General features: G+C 57.6%; 16 protein-coding genes and 3 pseudogenes. 8 read left to right on the forward strand and 11 right to left on the reverse strand.

Going from position 1 to position 16834, the window contains the following annotated elements:
- Positions 1 to 362: 362 nt before the first annotated feature.
- Both DP106_RS11115 and DP106_RS11120 read left to right on the forward strand, forming a co-directional pair.
- A pseudogene (locus DP106_RS11115) lies at positions 363 to 1238 on the forward strand (restriction endonuclease).
- A gap of 55 nt (positions 1239 to 1293) precedes the next feature.
- A pseudogene (locus DP106_RS11120) lies at positions 1294 to 2271 on the forward strand (transcription initiation factor IIB).
- A 30-nt stretch (positions 2272 to 2301) separates the two neighbouring features.
- On the opposite strand, the gene DP106_RS11125 reads toward DP106_RS11120, so the two are convergent.
- Together DP106_RS11125 and DP106_RS16555 are read right to left on the reverse strand one after the other, a co-directional pair.
- Complete coding sequence (locus tag DP106_RS11125) at positions 2302 to 2799, reverse strand: hypothetical protein (protein ID WP_120085333.1); 498 nt, start codon at positions 2797 to 2799, stop codon at positions 2302 to 2304.
- A complete protein-coding gene (locus DP106_RS16555; protein ID WP_394343458.1) occupies positions 2745 to 3062 on the reverse strand; it encodes a hypothetical protein in 318 nt (105 codons plus the stop codon). The genes DP106_RS11125 and DP106_RS16555 overlap by 55 nt, the downstream gene beginning before the upstream one ends.
- On the opposite strand from DP106_RS16555, the gene DP106_RS15880 reads away from it, so the two are divergent.
- Positions 2997 to 3146, forward strand: coding sequence for a hypothetical protein (locus DP106_RS15880; protein WP_165857875.1), 150 nt, complete (start codon positions 2997 to 2999; stop codon positions 3144 to 3146). The genes DP106_RS16555 and DP106_RS15880 overlap by 66 nt on opposite strands.
- A gap of 21 nt (positions 3147 to 3167) precedes the next feature.
- On the opposite strand, the gene DP106_RS11130 is transcribed toward DP106_RS15880, so the two are convergent.
- On the reverse strand, positions 3168 to 3851 hold the full coding sequence (locus DP106_RS11130; protein WP_120085334.1) for a PHP domain-containing protein: 684 nt from the start codon (positions 3849 to 3851) through the stop codon (positions 3168 to 3170).
- Positions 3852 to 4045: 194 nt separating this feature from the next.
- Here DP106_RS11130 and DP106_RS11135 point away from each other — a divergent pair.
- The 4 genes and pseudogenes from DP106_RS11135 to DP106_RS11145 all read left to right on the forward strand — a co-directional run bounded on the left by DP106_RS11135 (position 4046) and on the right by DP106_RS11145 (position 7374).
- Positions 4046 to 5305 (forward strand): annotated as a pseudogene (locus DP106_RS11135) (RNA-guided endonuclease InsQ/TnpB family protein).
- Positions 5306 to 5698: 393 nt separating this feature from the next.
- Positions 5699 to 6409 (forward strand): Fic family protein, encoded by a 711-nt coding sequence (locus DP106_RS16645; protein WP_205738930.1) that lies wholly within the window; start codon positions 5699 to 5701, stop codon positions 6407 to 6409.
- 84 nt (positions 6410 to 6493) lie between these two features.
- Complete coding sequence (locus DP106_RS16650; RefSeq protein WP_205738931.1) at positions 6494 to 6865, forward strand: Fic family protein; 372 nt, start codon at positions 6494 to 6496, stop codon at positions 6863 to 6865.
- Positions 6866 to 6888: 23 nt separating this feature from the next.
- Positions 6889 to 7374, forward strand: a complete 486-nt coding sequence (locus tag DP106_RS11145; protein ID WP_133305134.1) for a HEAT repeat domain-containing protein — start codon at positions 6889 to 6891, stop codon at positions 7372 to 7374.
- A gap of 552 nt (positions 7375 to 7926) precedes the next feature.
- Here DP106_RS11145 and DP106_RS11150 read toward each other — a convergent pair.
- From DP106_RS11150 to DP106_RS11180, 7 genes are all read right to left on the reverse strand, one after another.
- On the reverse strand, positions 7927 to 8826 hold the full coding sequence (locus tag DP106_RS11150) for a DMT family transporter (RefSeq protein WP_120085337.1): 900 nt from the start codon (positions 8824 to 8826) through the stop codon (positions 7927 to 7929).
- A gap of 22 nt (positions 8827 to 8848) precedes the next feature.
- A complete protein-coding gene (locus DP106_RS11155) occupies positions 8849 to 9808 on the reverse strand; it encodes a DMT family transporter (RefSeq protein WP_120085338.1) in 960 nt (319 codons plus the stop codon).
- Between the two features lie 103 nt (positions 9809 to 9911).
- Positions 9912 to 10679 (reverse strand): ABC transporter ATP-binding protein, encoded by a 768-nt coding sequence (locus DP106_RS11160; RefSeq protein WP_120085339.1) that lies wholly within the window; start codon positions 10677 to 10679, stop codon positions 9912 to 9914.
- A gap of 3 nt (positions 10680 to 10682) precedes the next feature.
- Positions 10683 to 11450 (reverse strand): ABC transporter ATP-binding protein, encoded by a 768-nt coding sequence (locus DP106_RS11165; RefSeq protein WP_240625408.1) that lies wholly within the window; start codon positions 11448 to 11450, stop codon positions 10683 to 10685.
- 76 nt (positions 11451 to 11526) lie between these two features.
- Positions 11527 to 12714 (reverse strand): branched-chain amino acid ABC transporter permease, encoded by a 1188-nt coding sequence (locus DP106_RS11170; protein ID WP_120085342.1) that lies wholly within the window; start codon positions 12712 to 12714, stop codon positions 11527 to 11529.
- 1 nt (position 12715) lies between these two features.
- On the reverse strand, positions 12716 to 13657 hold the full coding sequence (locus tag DP106_RS11175) for a branched-chain amino acid ABC transporter permease (protein ID WP_120085343.1): 942 nt from the start codon (positions 13655 to 13657) through the stop codon (positions 12716 to 12718).
- An 8-nt stretch (positions 13658 to 13665) separates the two neighbouring features.
- Positions 13666 to 14916 carry an ABC transporter substrate-binding protein gene (locus DP106_RS11180; protein ID WP_120085345.1) on the reverse strand — a complete coding sequence of 417 codons (1251 nt, stop codon included), beginning with the start codon at positions 14914 to 14916 and terminating at the stop codon, positions 13666 to 13668.
- A gap of 164 nt (positions 14917 to 15080) precedes the next feature.
- Here DP106_RS11180 and DP106_RS11185 point away from each other — a divergent pair, with 164 nt between their 5' ends.
- Positions 15081 to 15911, forward strand: a complete 831-nt coding sequence (locus DP106_RS11185; RefSeq protein ID WP_120085346.1) for a proline dehydrogenase family protein — start codon at positions 15081 to 15083, stop codon at positions 15909 to 15911.
- A gap of 38 nt (positions 15912 to 15949) precedes the next feature.
- Here DP106_RS11185 and DP106_RS11190 read toward each other — a convergent pair whose 3' ends face one another.
- Positions 15950 to 16672 carry a helix-turn-helix domain-containing protein gene (locus DP106_RS11190; protein ID WP_120085347.1) on the reverse strand — a complete coding sequence of 241 codons (723 nt, stop codon included), beginning with the start codon at positions 16670 to 16672 and terminating at the stop codon, positions 15950 to 15952.
- Between the last annotated feature and the right edge of the window lie 162 nt (positions 16673 to 16834).

A 16834-nucleotide genomic window follows, 5' to 3' on the forward strand; every position in this document is an offset into this window, starting at 1 on the left:
CTCGCTGATTACAACCTCTCAACCTCTGCATCGGTCACTCCAAATATTCTAATATAAAAATTCAGACATTTTTACCAGATCAGGCAAGAGCCAACTGTTTTCCAAAATTCGTCGGGGTAGATAGCTTCGATACTATTGTAGCTAACGAGACAATTGCCATCCGCAACCCTCGACAAAGTAACAAGCGAGGAACACCATGTCGAAGTATGAAGCGTTTCCTCCGATATATCGCCTACCGGGAACTCTATCGGAGCTTCCGAAAACTACTGGAGAGTTCTGGCAACTCCCAGTCACAGTCTTCCCCCTCTTCACAGACTTCGTCAGGGTCGTCCTCCGTCCAAGAGCTTCTCAACCACCCAAATATGCCAGCCAACGGCGAGACTGTTGATTCGCCTGCTCAACTCCAGGCTGTCCTCCAGCAGATGGATGCCTATGAGTTTGAGTACTTCGTGGCCGACCTCTGGACACGGATGGGTTGGGAGACGGAGGTGTCCTCGGCCGCGGGTGACAAGGGCGTTGATGTGATCGCCCGGCAATCGATGCCCTACGACTAATTGTTGTTGATCCAAGCCAAGCGATACGGCCCGAACACGACGGTTGGATCGCCAGATGTCCAGCAGTATGCCAGTCTACGACAGCAGTTCGAAGACGTGGATAAGGTGCTGATCGTCACTACAAACGAATTCACTCAACAGGCGCGGGAAACCGCTGATCAACTCAACGTCAAACTGATCGATGGTGAACGGTTGGTTCACTTGATTGAGCAGCATGAGGCGTTAGATCTCGTCGCTGAATATCTTGATTTCATCGAACCGGTCGAAGATCCAGACACCGAGCAGCCACACACCGAGGCGAGTGGAGATCCCACGTCAGATGAACAGCCATCGAAGGGCTCTGCGACCTCTACCGCTACCTCTTCCTCACCGTCTTCGACAGCCACATTGAGTACAAATGCCTCCAGATCGACGTTGTGGGTGAAAGGAACTTGGGCGTGTTTGCTCGGTTGGGTAGTTGTCATCCTCGGCGTATCTGCGCTCTCTGATGCGGTCTGGGGAGTGCTGTTCTTCGGTTCGTGGCTTGTGCTCCCGATCTCGATTTTTCAGGATGCTCGCTCGCTCAGTGAAGATACTGAGTGGCCCCAGTACACGTGGGCGTACGTAATTGGCTCTGCGATCTGGTTCGTGTCACTCATCGTCGGTGGGGTATATCTCTGGCAACGCAGAACTGCGATAGACTAAGTTGAGTAATACTTCTCCTACGGATTTATATCGATCAATCATTCAATAATATTCAATGGCAGGCCCCACCCGTCAGCGACAGGCTGCATCTACAACTGAAACACAACCTGAGCAGTCAACTTCCGAACGAGATGCTGAAGCGATTGACCCATCATCGGTCGATCCAGATGAGATCATCAAAACCGACGACGGCGAGTTGATGCATGAACCGACCGGGCTGATTCTTTAAGACGAACAAATCGATCACGGCCCAGAGTGGCGGTCGTTCACTCAGACTGAGCGCGATGAGAAGTCGCGCGTTGGGGCACCGATGACTGAAATGATGCATGACTGGGGGCTGACAACGACTATCGGCTGGCAGAACGAGGACGCCCACGGACGGTCGATCTCCTCGGAGAAGCGGAGTCAGATGCATCGTCTACGGAAGTGGCAGAATCGAATTCGCACTCAAGACGCCAAAGAGCGCAACCTCCAACATGCTCTCGGTGAGATAGATCGGATGGCTTCTGGCTTAGGCGTTCCGGATGCAACCCGGGAGATGGCGTCAGTGATCTACCGCCGCGCACTCAGCGAAGATCTGTTACGTGGGCGTTCTATCGAGTCCGTTGCGACGGCAGCACTGTATGCGGCCTGCCGCCAAGAGAATATCCCACGGAGTTTGAGCGAACTCGCTCCTGTATCGAGGGTTGATCGGAAGGAGGTCGCCCGCACCTATCGATATATTTCGAAAGAGTTGGGCTTGAAGATCGAACCGGCCGATCCCAAACAGTACGTTCCACGGTTTGCCTCGAAATTAGATGTGAGCCCGGAGGTTCAACAAAAGGCGAAAGAAGTCATCGACGTAAGTACAGAAGCGGGATTGTTGTCAGGGAAATCGCCGACTGGCTTTGCGGCGGCCGCAATCTATGCGGCTTCACTGCTCTGTGATGAGAAGGTTACCCAACGTACGGCAGCAGATGCTGCCAACGTCACCGAAGTGACGATCAGAAACCGGTATCAAGAGCAGATAGAGGCGATGGGGATTCAAATGTGAATACTGTAGTCACCCGCCGATCACTGTGAATTAAATCACCTCTACGCCGACCGATCCATCGGGGTTTCGATGGAAGAACTTGACCTCACTAGACGTTTCCATCAATACCCCTTCGCCACCCTGAGAACGCTGATTTTGTCGAATCACATTCCCACAGATCACATCGCCCTTTCTGGTTGCGCTAGCGTGCATCGAGTGGCCCACAATTTGTGGTGGTGCTGATTCCTCGATATGCCTGAAGTCAAGCCAGCAGAGTCCAGCAGACGGCCCTCTCCCACCGCCTTCGCCTAACTCAAAGATCCGATTATACTGCTCGACGACCTCCTCTTGGATTGCTGGTTCGTTAGGTTCGCCGATGGCATCAAGAAGTTCCTTAGCTGCCGTACGAAGCCGTTCGTTGATCTCCTCTGGGTCAAAGATTTCGTTGCTTCCAGCGTGGCTGTAGACATACGAATGGCCCTCGAATGCTGCTGTTATCCCTCCCTCAATAACACGATTGAGGAACGATTCACGGTTGGATTGAGCCATCGCATGTGAGTATGTATCACGCCAACTGAGTACTGCGGGTACCAAGATCGGCATCTCGTGGTTGCCAATGTGATACTGAACACGACCGTCGGGAGCTCTGAGATAAGCCGCAAGACCATCTCCAAGGCCGTTTTATTATCGGGGCCTCTGTCGATGACATTACCATTGATCACGAGCACGTAATCGTTGTCTGCCCAGTGGATCGTGTTGCTATCATCGACAGTGATGATGGGTTCATGTCCGTCGGTATCGCCGATAGTCAGGAGTGCACTCCGGGCGTCGTCGAGATAGCCGTGGATATCGCTGATCTCGATGATTGGGGGACGGCCGTTGAACTCGGTGACTGAATCTATGGTATCGTTCATAGATTATGGATGAAGCATTGTGCTGAATTCCTCAAACTGTGATTTGGATAACCCAGCTTGTCCGAAGCGTTTGTTATGTGCGTCACTCCCTCCGGTCACGAGCAAATCGTTGCGTTCGATAGCACGATCTACGATGCTCGTATTGATCTCTGTTCCGTATGGGTAATATCGTTCGACGGCATCGAGTTTATCTGTAACCTGAAGTGCGGCTTCAGGATCATCGTATCGCAACGGATGCGCCAATCCAACGACAAAACAAGCATCTTTGAGGAGTCTAATGCCCTCATCAACATCAGTGATCTCTCTGGCAAAATAGCAGTCACAATCGTTTCCAATGAGCTCCTCAAACGCTTCCTTGTAGTCATACGGCGCATGGCTTTCATCGATAGCAGTTGCAATGTGCGGTCGTCCAATCCCAGAGCTTGGGTCGATATCCAGCGACACTCCGAACTCTGCTTCGACACAGGCAATTATTTTTTGAGCACGGTTGATGCGGTTTTCTTGGAGTCGCGCAATCTCGCTTGTGAGTTCTTCTGTGGGTTCGACATGGTACCCTAAGAGATCGATTCGCTGCGTGTCTGTCTGGACACGAAGTTCGATTCCTCGGATGATATTGATTCCATCAATCGTCGTAATTGGGTCGTCTAGTCCGGAGTGGATACGATCATGATAGAGATACGAGCGCATATCCCCGTCTTCCCGTGAGTGACGAGCGTTCTGACCGCAGTCGGAACCGAGGAGCGAACAGGCGGGGGTTGAGCGGACAGCAGCGTGTAACAGGCCACCGTTCTATTGCACTGCTGGATTCCCCACCGTTCCACTTTCACTTTGGATGGCTGAGATATTTACCCAACATAGTCATACAATGTAGTACGCCACCGATGGCTGAACTCACGAAAACGCTCGAACTGAAGCTTGTGGACCCGAATGCCCACAAGCGACAGAAGCTTCGTGAGACGCGGGATGCATACCAACAGGCACTACAAGCCGCCTTCGCCGCTGGCTGTGACACGCAGGCAGCGGCCAACGACGTGGTTGTCGAGTACGACCTGAGCGGCTACGCAAAAAACGCCCTCAAAAAGTACGTCCCACAACTCTGTGGAAACAGCTACGATGCCGACGAGCTGCACGACGATCACCCGGTACGGTTCACTAACGAGGGCCTGCAACTCGACCACCAGCCACAGAACGCTATCGAGTGGTACGTCAAAGTCCCGCACCACGAGGATTACCACCTCTGGATGCCGGCACGCGCCAATCCCGACCAGCGGGAGTAGCTCGAAGCGTTGCACGCAGACGACGCCGAGATGGGTGAAAGTCGGCTGTTTGAGCGGGACGGAACGTGGTATCTCCACGTCACCGCGACCCGCGACGTGGAGGACGAATCTGACGCGTCCGCCGACGAGCGGACGCCCATCGGCGTGGACATTGGAGAAGCGAGTCTCGTCACGGTGTGTCACCGCGATGAGAGCGGTTCTCCTGTTCGCCCCGAGCTGTGGGCCGATGACGGCAAGGCCGTTCGTCGGCTCCGCAAAACCTACTTTACCGCCAAGCGACGGCTTCAGCAGCGCGGCAGTGAGCGAATCACAGAGTCCTACGGCGACTCGCTGTGGGGCCAGATTGACGATGTCTTCCACCGTGTGACCCGCGATGTCGTGGAGTATGCCGAGTCTGTCGAGAACCCAGTGCTGGTGCTGGAAGACCTGACGGACATCCGCGAGAACATGGACTACGGCGAGTACATGAATCGACGGTTGCACGGCTGGGGCTTTGCGAAGCTCCGCGCCCAGATTCGCTACAAAGCCGCCGAGCAGGGGATTCCCGTCGAGACGGTAAATCCCCGGAACACGTCGAAGGCGTGCCATGCCTGCGGTGAAGTAGGCTCCCGGCCACGACAGGCGACGTTCAGATGCTCGAACGACGACTGCTGGCTCGGTGAGTATCAAGCCGACGTGAACGGGGCGATAAACATTGCAGACCGCTACCGTAGTGGAGAGAGTCACCGCCGAAGTGACCGGAGTTCCGGTCAGAAGGTCGGTGCCGATGACTCGGCTACGGATGGGGCCTCTTTGACTGGGCCACAAGACAACCACACCGAGGGTGAAACCCACTCGGCGACGTGTGGAATGAATGCGTCTTGAAACCAACAGGCCGCTACACTCGGCCTGAAATCCCGTGGTGGGATTCTTCCGCGTTCACGCGGACGAGGAGGTCAAGCCCGCCTCTTTCGTGGCCGTAGGGATTTCCTCAATGGTTAGGGTGCCATCAGAAGCTGTCGTATGTGAATGGAGGTCAGCAACAACGGAGGGAGACATGTGAATAGCCAAGCAAGTGAATTAGAAAACACTTCCGAGCGGCACCTCTGTAGCTGGATCAACGTTGAATTGCGCTAACAATGTGAAAAAAGGCAAGATAATTTCGCGCGTTATTTGCGTATGATCTCTTGAAATCCAATATGGGGGTTCTATTGATTCTCCCTTTGCATTCAGAGTGATTAAATTCATTTATTTCTGGCACATGAAGTAGGTACGTGCATGAGAGACTTAGAAATTGAAGACGCTGCGCCCGGGAAACTCATCTCCTATGGGAGAGAGTCATATTATCGGCCGGAACCGCTCCCACCCGCAAGAGAGCTTGCACTAAATGCCGAGTTTTATGACCTGCTTGCCCAAGCAACCTTTTGGCTCGGCAAACTCAGCGGCATCAGCCTCGAAATCGATTTTCCGCCAATCCTGTATACATCTCTGCTCCGGAAAGAAGCGATGGAATCAGCCGAAATTGAAGGGGTTGATATCGACTACAACGCCCTCTACAGCCTCGAAACTCATCGTCTCGATTCGGAGCTAGACCCAACGACCAGCCAAGCGGAGACAAAAGATACCCAAGAGGTTCTTAATTACGAGCAGGCTATCAAGGAGGGCATTGAAACGCTTGAGGACGGCGGTGAGATTTCTGTTGCCCTCCTGCATGATCTACACGAGACGCTTCTCACAGATGTTCCAGCAGATCGGATCGAGACTGACACGATTGGTGGATATAAGACCGTGACAAACTATCTTGGCGACTTCCTGCCCCCAGTCCCGGGCGAAGTTGAGGGGTTGATGGATGCACTCATCACGTATTACCGAACTGGAGGCAACTATCATCCGCTTGTGGATATCGCGCTCTTTCACTACCAATTTGAAACGATTCACCCGTATGGTGACGGGAACGGGCGGCTCGGTCGCCTTCTCATCACCGTTTAATTATACGATACCGAACTGCTCGCGCGGCCGAATCTCTACCTCAGCGAGTATTTCAACCGGAACAAAGCCACGTATGTTGACCGAATGGACGGGGTAAGAGCCCACGGCAACTGGGAGGACTGGGTATCGTTTTTCATCAAAGGGGTGGCTCAACAAGCCGAGGAGTCTGTTGACCGTACCGTGGCATTAGACACGTTACGTCGTCGCTATGAGGAGGAATATGGTGGCGTCCAGTACGCAAAAAACCGCTTAGCGTGCAGCCTCTTTGAGCAACCATACGTGACCACAAAGACCGTTGCGACAATGCTCGATATTGAGCGGTCAACCGCCTATCGTGCAATCGCCGATCTCGAAGCGGACGGTGTCTTAGAGGAGGTCACAGGCAAACAGCGCAACAAGGAACACCGGGCCAAGGAAATCTTCGATATTCTTGAGAGACCGCCGCAGACATACTGAGAATTGTCGTGTTGGACGATAATGTGGTTGATGAAGTTCGGTTGAATGCCACGGCCGCATTGGGCCGCACTGTCAGCGAAGATCCAAGCGTCGGGGTTGATATGATCGATGAGTTGGTTACGTTGTTCGAAGCTGAGCACACAAAACTTCGGAACAACGCAATTGGGTTGATCGCTGATGTTGCGGCGGTACATACGAATGTTGTTGAGCCATACGTTGATGACATTGCCCCGTTGCTTGAGACGGATGACGCCTACACCCGAATCAACGCCTCAGGTGCGCTAAGTCGTGTCGCTGAGGATTTTTCGGCTGCTGTTGAGCCACTCGCACCTGCGCTAATCGAGTTGCTGAATAATGATGATCAAATTGTCCGGGAGAATGCTTGTTGGAGACTTGGATACCTCAGTGCTGAAGATGCGACTGCTCGTCTTGAGGAGTGTGCCATTGACGACGAGGAACCAGATGTTCGATCAACAGCATCGTGGGATCTGACACAAATACGACGATAAGGGCTTCATATATTCTAGTAAATAATAATTAATCGCTTTTGTATTAAAAATCTAATTTTTATAGCAAGACCTATATCACTACCTTCGAAAATCTCAGCTGGCTGGCAGCGATGTACAACCACACCGTATACTCACTTTGCCAGCTTTGTGAGGCAGGCGGTGGCCCCTGCTCACTTCCGTTCTGCCTCTTTCGATATATTAGTACGACGGACACTTGCTAATATCGGTGGTCGGTTACATATCGATAACGGGGTGTGTCGTTTCGACCGTTGTGGAATCCTCGCAACCGACAAATTGGGACAAACCTGCAGATGGGCGAGACTGAGATGAGCAGCCGCTACGGTTCTCTGAATTAGTAACGCTTTTTTCGAAGATGGCGAAACAGACTTATCACGATTCTATGAAGATGGGCAGTGCAAGATGCACAGCTTCCATCTCTCACACGAGTGTTGGTAATCCGAGATTGGTGGGATGTGCAAATCCCTCTCTGACACTCCTTGATCAAGCTACCAGTCCCCCCTCAGCACCGTTGGCGGTCACCTGACTGGATACTCACCGATCCGAGGCCGTCAGGCCGATACCGAACAGCACGACCGCGCCGCCGAGCATCGTAAACAGCGTCGGTGACTCCCCGAGGAAGACGAGGGCAAGAACGGTCGATCCGACCGGTTCGGCGAGCAGGGAGACCGAGACGGTGCTCGACTCGACGTGAGCGAGCACCCAGTTGATGACCGTATGCCCGAACAGCCCCGGCCCAAGGGCGAGGCCGGCAAAGATGAGCCACTCGCGTGGCGCGTACCCCGTCAGTGGCGCGCCCTGTGCGAGGACGATCACGAGCAGGACGGCCGAACAGACGCCGTAAACGACCACGACGTAGGGGATCAGCGAGACGCGCTGGCGCAGCGAGCGGCCCGCGAGGACGTAGCCGGCCGCCATCACGGCCCCCAGCAGCGCGAGAGCGTTCCCCAACATCGGGTCGGGGCCGACGAGGACGCCACCGAGCAGATCGCCGACAGACATCGTCACCATCCCCGCGATAGCGACGAGGATGCCGGCGACGATGCGCGTCGAGAGCCGCTCCGAAAGCAGGAGCCACGCGCCGAGGGCGACGAAGAGCGGCTGGGCCTGCACCAGCGTGACGCTCGCGGCGACGCTCGTCCACGCGAGGCTCTCGAACCACGCGACGAAATGCACCGCGAGGGCGATTCCCGACAACGTCGCAAACGCGAGATCCCGGCGACCGATCCGAGCGAACTCGGTGCGGTACTTCCAGCCCGCGAGCGGCAGGAGCGCGAGCGTGGTGAACAGGACGCGATAGAGGGCAGCGACCGACGACGGCGCGGTCGTCAACCGAACGAGGATCGCGGCGGTGCTGATCGCCACGATAGCGACCGCGAGGCCGGCTGCTGGGGATACTTCGTTTTCGAGCGTCTGCAGCAGATCGACCGCCATCACGCCACCCGTCCGTTGCCGCTCATTGGTTGGTATCGTTCCGTTTCTGGTGATCGTTGCCATGCTGCTGGTGATCTGTGTCGTCCGCGCGTTCCCGGCTGACGAGCCAGACGCCACCGACGACGACGAGACTGCCGACGACGAATCCGGGATCGATCCGCTCGCCCAACAGGAGCGCGCCCAGCGAGATGCCGACGACCGGCTGCAGGAAAAAGAACACGGCGACAGTCCCCGCCGAGACGAACTCCAGTCCCTTGTACCAGAGATACCACGCGGCCGCAGTCGCGGCCAACCCGAGGTAAGCGGTTGCGAAGATTGACTCGGCGGTCACCGGGATCGAGGCGATGCCGCGACCGAGGACAGCGAGTTCGACGGCGGCCAGCACGGCGAGCATGGGCGTGGCCGCGATTGTCGAGTAGGTGGCAGCAGTGAGTGCCGAGTACTTCCGGACGACCGAGACGCCCCAGACGGTGTAGCCGGCCCAAGCGAAACTCGCCACGACGAGCAAGCCGACGCCGGCGGCGTTGCCGGCGGCGATGGTCGTCAGGTCGTACTGGCCCGCAATGATGATAACGGTTCCCACGGCGGCAATCACGATCCCACCGGCTTTCGGCCGTGTGACGCGCTCGCCGAGCACGCTTGCGCCGAGGGCGACCGCGAAGACCGGCGTCAGCACCGTCAGTAATGAGCCTTGACTGGCGTTCGTGAGTTCCGTTCCGAGGAACTGGGTGGCGATTGTGAGAGCCACCCAGCCGCCGAGGCCGACGAACGCCGGCCAGTCCGCCCGGTCGATGCCCGTCCGTCTCCCCGTGAGACGAACGCCCAGCCAGAGTGCGAGCCCGCCGAGGGCGACCCGGAGAAATCCCATCGTGGCCGGCGGGACGAACGTGAAACTCCACTTGCTGACGACGTACATCCCACCCCACAAGGCCGCGGCGGCGAGCGGCCCGAACGCGAAAGCGTACCGACGGAATCCGCTCATGGAGTGCCCCTCACGGGTCGCATGCTGCGTTGACGGAATTGGGTGTTTCGAATCGGTACCATGGGTATCACTGGGACTGCAGGTGTGCCGGTTTGATGTGCGCTCAGCCGCCGAGGTAGAGCTTCGAGACCTCGTCGCTGTCGAGCAGCGAGTCGGCCGCGCCGTCGAACCGGACGTTCCCCTGGTCGAGGACGTAGCCGCGGTCGGAGATCCCGAGCCCTTTCTTGGCGTTCTGTTCGACCATCAACACGGCCGTATGCATGTCATTGACGGCCTCGACGTGGCCGAACACTTCTGCTGCCGTGTTCGGTGCCAACCCCGCCGACGGCTCGTCGATCAGCAACACGTCGGGCTCCATCACGAGCGCGCGAGCGAACGCTAGCACCTGTCGTTGGCCGCCGGAAAGCGTGCGTGCCTTCGCGCTACGCTTCTCGTCGAGCAGCGGGAACCGCTCGTAGAGCGTGTCGATGACGGCGTCGAGTCCGTCCTCGCGGGCGACGCCGCCCATCCGGAGGTTCTCTTCGATGGACAGCGAGCCGAACACGTTGTCGGTCTGTGGGACGTAGCCGATCCCCTCGCGGACGATGTCTTCGGGTGCCATCCCGCCGATATCGTCGCCGTGGTAGTGCACCGTCCCTTCCCACGGCGTCAGCATGCCGAAGATCGTCTTCAGCACCGTGGATTTCCCGGCCCCGTTCGGACCGATGAGACAGACGATCTCGCCAGCATTGAGGTGCAGCGAGCAATCTTCAAGGACTTGCACGTCGCCGTAGCCGCTGTCGACGTTGTCGAGTTCGATAACGTGGTCGCCCGTCGGCTCGGTGCTGGTCGCGGTTCCGCCTACCTCGTCTCTGGTGTGGTTTGCGCTCATAGGTTAGCCCCCGAGATACGCATCGATAACGCCCTCGTCGTTTTGAACCTCGTCGGGAGTGCCTTCCATGAGGACGTGCCCACGGTCGAGGACGATAACTGGGTCGGCGAGACTCATCACGAACTCCATGTCGTGTTCGATGAGCAGAAACGTCGTTCCCTGCTCGTTGAGTCGCCGTATCTGTTCGGCCAGTTTCTTCCGCAGCGTCGGGTTGACTCCCGCCGCCGGCTCGTCGAGCAACAGGATCTCCGGCTCGGCCAGCATCGCCCGTGCGAGTTCTACGAGCTTCAGCTGACCGCCCGAAATCTTTGTCGCCGGCTGGGTGGCTAGATGGTCGATCTCGAAGTCTTCGAGGATCTCCTGGGCGTCTTTGAGGTTTCGCTGTTCCCGCTCGCGAACCGACTCTGGGTCAGTGAACAGTTTGATGAATGACTCGCCGGGTTGTTCGCGTGGGCCGACGAGCATCGCCTCGCGGACGGTCATCCCCTCCAGTTTCCGGGGGGTCTGGAACGTTCGGATGAGGCCGTGATCGGCGATCTCGTAGGGCTCCATGTCGGTTACGTCGGTGCCGTTGACCGTGACGCGGCCCGCGTCGCTCTCGTAGAACCCCGAGATGAGGTTGAACAGTGTCGACTTCCCCGCGCCGTTCGGGCCGATGAGGCCCATGATCGTGCCGCGTTCGACCTCGAAGCTGGCGTGGTCGGTTGCGACCAGAGCGCCGAACGATTTGACGAGATCTTCGACGCGGAGGACGACGTTCTCCTTGTCCATGTTCGCGGCCCGTTCGTCGTTTGCGGCCTGCTCCTCGCTTGAGGAGTCGTTGTTGGCTACCTGTGAGGCTTGACTGTCAGTCATTACTCTCACCTGCCTTGGAGTCGCGAACGCCGCTATCCGGCTGTTCGGGCGCGTCGTCGACGACGCTGGGCCAGATGAGTTCCCGCTGTGGCGGCAACACGCCCTCCGGCCGGAACCGCATCAACAGGACGATGATGACGCCGATCAACAGGAGCCGCAGCGGCGCGACATCGAAGGGGATGAACTCGAAGGCGTTGAGGAACCGCGTCCCCTCGCGGATAGCGACGATGACGAACCCGCCGAACAGCGCGCCGCGGTTCGAGCCGCTGCCCCCAAGCATGACCGCAACCCAGACGTAGAACGTCGTGATCGGGCTGAGGTCGCCGGGGGAGACGAACAGGTTCAGGTGGGCGTAAAACACGCCTGCCAGTGCCATGATGAGACTGCCGAGGACGAATGCCTGCATCTTGTATCGGTAGGTGTTCTTGCCGAGTGCCCGCGCGAGATCCTCGTCGGAGCGGATCGTTCGCAACACGCGACCCCACGGCGAGCGGTGAGCCCGCTTCAGCACAAAGTAGCTGACGGCAATAAACGACACGACGACGACGACGTTCAACAGCGCGCTCCAGAACGACTGGCCGAGGACGACGGTTCCGCTCGGGAGCCACGAGACGGCGACCGACGGCATCGTCTGTGGGAACGTATCGAGGAGGGGCCAGCCGTCGAAGAACGTCGGGATGCCACGGACGCCGGCACTCCCGTTTGTCAGCTGATCCTCGTTGAGGATGACAATGCGAACCACTTCCGCCAGCCCGATGGAGGCGATTGCGAGGTAGTCCGCCCGGAGCCTGAGCGTCGGGATCCCAATGAGGAGTGCAAGGATCGCTGCAAGCACAAGCGCGACAAACAACCCGACGGCGGGCGCGAGGTTTCCGGCGACCGGCGAGGAACTCGCCGAGGCGAGTGCTGTCCCGTAAGCACCGATACCGAAGAAGGCAGCGACGCTAAAGTTGATCAGGCCGGTGTAGCCCCACTGCACGTTGAGCCCGAGCGACAGCAACGAGTACATGCCCGCGATCCCGACGAGAAACAAGAAGTAGGTCGGTGCGAGGATTCCGGTGAACAGTCCGCCGAGCAGCAGCACGACGAAGCCAGCGATGAAGCCGCTGACACCCTGTTCGGCGCGGGTGAGCCCGCTCCAGTAGGCGTTCGGGTCATCGACGATGGCGCGCAGGGACATCTCAGACCACCTCCCCGGCGATACCGCTCGGTCGAACTAGCAGGACGGCGACCATGATAACGAACGCGATGGCGTTGGCGTATTCGATCCCGATTGGGATTCCCCACGTGTCGGGGACGAGCGGGAGCACTGCGCCCAACTCCGAAAGGATCGGCGTCAGCTGGGTTGTCATCCCGATGAGGACGCCGCCGAGCATTGCCCCATAAACCGAGCCGATGCCGCCGAGGATGACCGCGGCGAAGATGATAAGCAACAGATCGAACCCCATCCGCGGCGTGAGACGGCTGAACAAGCCGAGAAAGACACCGCCCGCGCCGGCGAGGCCGGCCCCGATGATCCACGTCCACAGTTTGACCCGATCGGTTCGGATGCCGCTAACGCGAGCGAGGTCGGGGTTGTCGGCCATCGCGCGCATCTTCCGCCCGAGATCCGTGTACTGCAGCAGGAGGTGCAGGCCGACGACGAGAACGGTCGCCGACGCGACGATAGCCACGTCCTGCAGCGTGACGCGGATTCCGTAGGTGACAAGCGCGTCGATGGGCCGCATCGCCGGGATGTCGTAGCGGGTGAAGTCGGCCCCGAACCCCATCTGGATGATCGCCCGATAGATGAACGCGATCCCAATCGAGGTGATGAGCAGGCCGATCGAGCCGACATCCATCCCCTCGTAAATGAATTTTTCGGTGACGACGGCGACGAGCGCGGCCATCCCAATGCCGACACCGAGGGCGACAAAAAAGCCGTAAGGTAACCCGAGTACGGTTCCGCCGAGGCCGCCGACGGCACCGAAGGTGACCAGTGCCGCGTAGGCACCGACGGTCATCGTATCGCCGTGGGCGAAGTTTGCGAAGTTGGCGATGCTGTAAACCAGCGAGAGCCCGATGCTCCCCAGCACGATGATACTGCTATATATCAGCCCACTGGCGAGGAGGTCGAGCACCATCTGTCGGGTTAGGACTCGATGAAGCCGATCTGCTCGTAGCTGTGGTTCTGAACTTCCTGAATTTGGAGGAAGCCAACCGGGTCACCGTTCTCATCAAGATCGATCGGCCCACTGACGCCCTGGTAGTTGACTTCGTTTGGGCCGCCGCCATCGGCGAGAATATCGTGTGCTGCCTGGTACGAGGTAACCTCCTCGCCCTCTGGCCGGGTTACATCACGAACCACCTCGCCCAGTGCCGCGCCGGAGAACTCCTCGGCGGCCTGAATGGAGAGTGCTGCCGTGATGACACAGTCGTAGGCGTAGGCCGACCACACGGTCGGCGACTCGTCATACTCGCTTTCGAACGTTGAAACAAAGTTCTGGTAATTCTCCTGCTCAACTGGTGCCGAAGGGACGGCAATCTTCATGCCCTCCATACTACCATCTGGCGTGTTTTCGATGACATTGTCGCCGGAGACCGAGTCGGCTCCGTACAACTGTGGCTCATAGCCACTGGAGAAGATCTCGTTGACCATTGTGGCGAACTCGGCCTGATAGGTGATGAACAGCCATGCATCTGCTTCGGAGCTGTTCATCTCGCTGATTACACCCGAGTACGACGACTGATCTTGATCGTGGGGGTTGTTGTAGGCGATGTCACCGTCCCAGGCGTTGACGAAGGCGTCGGCAAGACTCGATCCGTAGTTATTGTTAACATAGGTGAGCGCAACGGTGTCGTAGCCGTCATCGGCGATGATGTTCGCCAGCGCGGTCGATTGGGTGCGACCGGTCGGCGACATCCGGAGCAGCCCCGGGAAGTCCGTCAGGCCGAGCCCTGTGGAGTTCTGACTCAGCTGGACGACATCTGTGCCCTGGACGACGCTCTCGTAGATCGACAACGATACACCGGAACCGACAGTGCCAATCATGAACGGAACCCCGTCCTGATTGACAAGTTTTTGCGCCGCCGAGACACCGCCGGAACTCTCACTCCCAGAGTCCTCGACGATGATGTTCAAATCTTGTCCGTTGACCCCGACCTCGTTGACGGCTGCCAGTGCGAGGTCTTTCCCCCGTTGGTTGCGCTGCCCGAATGCAGACAGTGAGCCTGTCACCGCATCGACCATCCCAATCTCATAAGGGCCACTACTGCTACTACCATCTGAGCCGCTGTCGTTGGTCGCCGAGCAGCCAGCGAGGCCGGTCAGTCCCGCAGCACCCACGCCACCTGTCAGTTTCATCAGAGTTCGTCTATCGATTACTGTGGTATTCTGTGACATAGATATATGACTGAGAGAGATACTACTTAAGACTGCCCCTATCATGGTCGGGACAACAATGATTCCGCCTCGTGCTTCTCATCCGCTAGATTATTTCGCAGCTAAAATATAAGAAATATTTGGTCGGGTTCCGATATAGGTTGGACTATATCTTATGTTCATCTATGATACCTCCTATCGCCAGCAATTTCGTAGCGGGTGAGACAGCTGGGGAGGCGATGGATCACGTCAATGCACTGAACGACCGCGGCGTCGGCGGTATCCTGAATCTTCTTGGCGAACACTACGAAAAACGTGAAAAAGCAGCTGCGGACGCCGATGCGTACGTTGATCTCGCCAACGATATCGCCGAGCGTGATATTGACGCCTGTCTCTCCGTCAAGCCGAGCCAGATCGGCCTAGAGATAAGCGACGATGTCTTCGAGAAGAACCTCGCCCGTATCGTCGACGCCGCCGACTGTTTCGTCTGGATCGATATGGAAGACCATTCGACGACCGACGTAACGCTAGACGCCTACGAGCGACACGCTCTTGAAACCGATGGCAACACCGGTGTCTGCGTCCAAGCAAATCTTCAGCGTACGCGTGAGGATCTCGAACGGCTTGCTGACCTCCCCGGAAAGGTTCGACTCGTCAAGGGAGCCTACGACGAGCCGAAAGAGATCGCCTACAAAAAGAAGGCTAAAGTCGACGAGAGTTACAGAGAATACCTGAGTTATATGTTCGAATCGTTCGACGACGGCATTGCCGTCGGGAGCCATGATCCCGAACTAATCGACCTCGCAAAAGAGCTTCATCGAGAGCATGGTACGCCGTTCGAGATACAGATGCTCACGGGTGTGCGTGAGAGCGCGCAGTTCGAACTCGCCAAACAGGGCTACGATGTTTACCAGTACATTCCTTATGGCACCAAATGGTTCTCCTACTTCTACCGTCGCATCCGCGAGCGAAAGGAAAACGCGCTCTTTGCGCTCCGTGCCGTCATCGGCCGCTAAGTTCGTCGGCGACTGGTGGTCATCTCACCCGACTGGGGTCAGGGATCGAGAAGCTTCGCCTCGGCTTTCCGGAGGTGTTCCAGCATGGTTGTCTTCGAGACATCGAGATCGCTGGCGAGCTCACGCGTCGTAGTCTCGCGAGGCCACTCGTAGTAGCCAGCCTCACGTGCGTGCTCGAATACGCGTCGCTGCTGGGTGGTGAGTGTGTCGAGTCGCTGGTCGCGTTCGGTGCCGCCACCGTTCTCTGCCGTCGTGATCGAGTTGATCGCGACCTCCGCGCCGGCCTCCTTGCGAACGCTCTCGAGTGCGTCCTGTACCTCTGTGCGGTCGTTGACGAAACATACCTGCCATTCCTCGCGGCCGTCCTCAATACGTACGGGCGCGCTGTGGACGAATCCGTGTTTGAGGAGTGTCGGACAGACCATGTCGCTGGGATCGTACTCAACAAAGAACTCCCGGACGACGTTTCCCGGCGCGTTGCGTTCACGACCGAACCGCTCTTGAAGCTCCGAGAGGTCTCCCGAGTGTTCTGACTCCTGAATCGCCGCAAGCAACTGGTCGACTTCGGCTTCGTCATCGCCAAACGCCGTGAACAATCCTTGAACCTTCTGGTGGGACTCACCCTCCGCTGTCGGCGACGTGTAGATGGCGTGGGCTAAGACACCACCATCCGTCTGGTCAGTCGCCTCGATCGCCCAACAGTTGGGATGCCAGAGGTCGAGCGTGAGTCGCGTCGTGGTTGTTTGGTCGGCGATAGCCATTGTTCTAACACAGGTCTACAGTAGTATTCATGTGTTGGTTTCACAAAGACCTTGGCGACCATGGGAGGGTACGTTTCCATTCTTGGGTTTCCTCTGAGCGTGACGGTTGGTCGCTGTCTGGCCGTCCATGGTCGGACGGGTGCTTTCACCTCTGTGGGAACA

This window comes from Halonotius pteroides (assembly GCF_003605635.1).
Classification (GTDB): domain Archaea; phylum Halobacteriota; class Halobacteria; order Halobacteriales; family Haloferacaceae; genus Halonotius; species Halonotius pteroides.

What these genes read in the sequence shown, in the direction of transcription:
- DP106_RS11125 (WP_120085333.1), bottom strand. Translation starts at nt 2,799, where the DNA reads ATGGCTCAATCCAACCGTGAATCGTTCCTCAATCGTGTTATTGAGGGA.
- DP106_RS11130 (WP_120085334.1), bottom strand. Translation starts at nt 3,851, where the DNA reads ATGCGCTCGTATCTCTATCATGATCGTATCCACTCCGGACTAGACGAC.
- DP106_RS16645 (WP_205738930.1), top strand. Translation starts at nt 5,699, where the DNA reads ATGAGAGACTTAGAAATTGAAGACGCTGCGCCCGGGAAACTCATCTCC.
- DP106_RS16650 (WP_205738931.1), top strand. Translation starts at nt 6,494, where the DNA reads ATGGACGGGGTAAGAGCCCACGGCAACTGGGAGGACTGGGTATCGTTT.
- DP106_RS11150 (WP_120085337.1), bottom strand. Translation starts at nt 8,826, where the DNA reads ATGGCGGTCGATCTGCTGCAGACGCTCGAAAACGAAGTATCCCCAGCA.
- DP106_RS11155 (WP_120085338.1), bottom strand. Translation starts at nt 9,808, where the DNA reads ATGAGCGGATTCCGTCGGTACGCTTTCGCGTTCGGGCCGCTCGCCGCC.
- DP106_RS11160 (WP_120085339.1), bottom strand. Translation starts at nt 10,679, where the DNA reads ATGAGCGCAAACCACACCAGAGACGAGGTAGGCGGAACCGCGACCAGC.
- DP106_RS11165 (WP_240625408.1), bottom strand. Translation starts at nt 11,450, where the DNA reads ATGGACAAGGAGAACGTCGTCCTCCGCGTCGAAGATCTCGTCAAATCG.
- DP106_RS11170 (WP_120085342.1), bottom strand. Translation starts at nt 12,714, where the DNA reads ATGTCCCTGCGCGCCATCGTCGATGACCCGAACGCCTACTGGAGCGGG.
- DP106_RS11175 (WP_120085343.1), bottom strand. Translation starts at nt 13,657, where the DNA reads ATGGTGCTCGACCTCCTCGCCAGTGGGCTGATATATAGCAGTATCATC.
- DP106_RS11180 (WP_120085345.1), bottom strand. Translation starts at nt 14,916, where the DNA reads ATGTCACAGAATACCACAGTAATCGATAGACGAACTCTGATGAAACTG.
- DP106_RS11185 (WP_120085346.1), top strand. Translation starts at nt 15,081, where the DNA reads ATGATACCTCCTATCGCCAGCAATTTCGTAGCGGGTGAGACAGCTGGG.
- DP106_RS11190 (WP_120085347.1), bottom strand. Translation starts at nt 16,672, where the DNA reads ATGGCTATCGCCGACCAAACAACCACGACGCGACTCACGCTCGACCTC.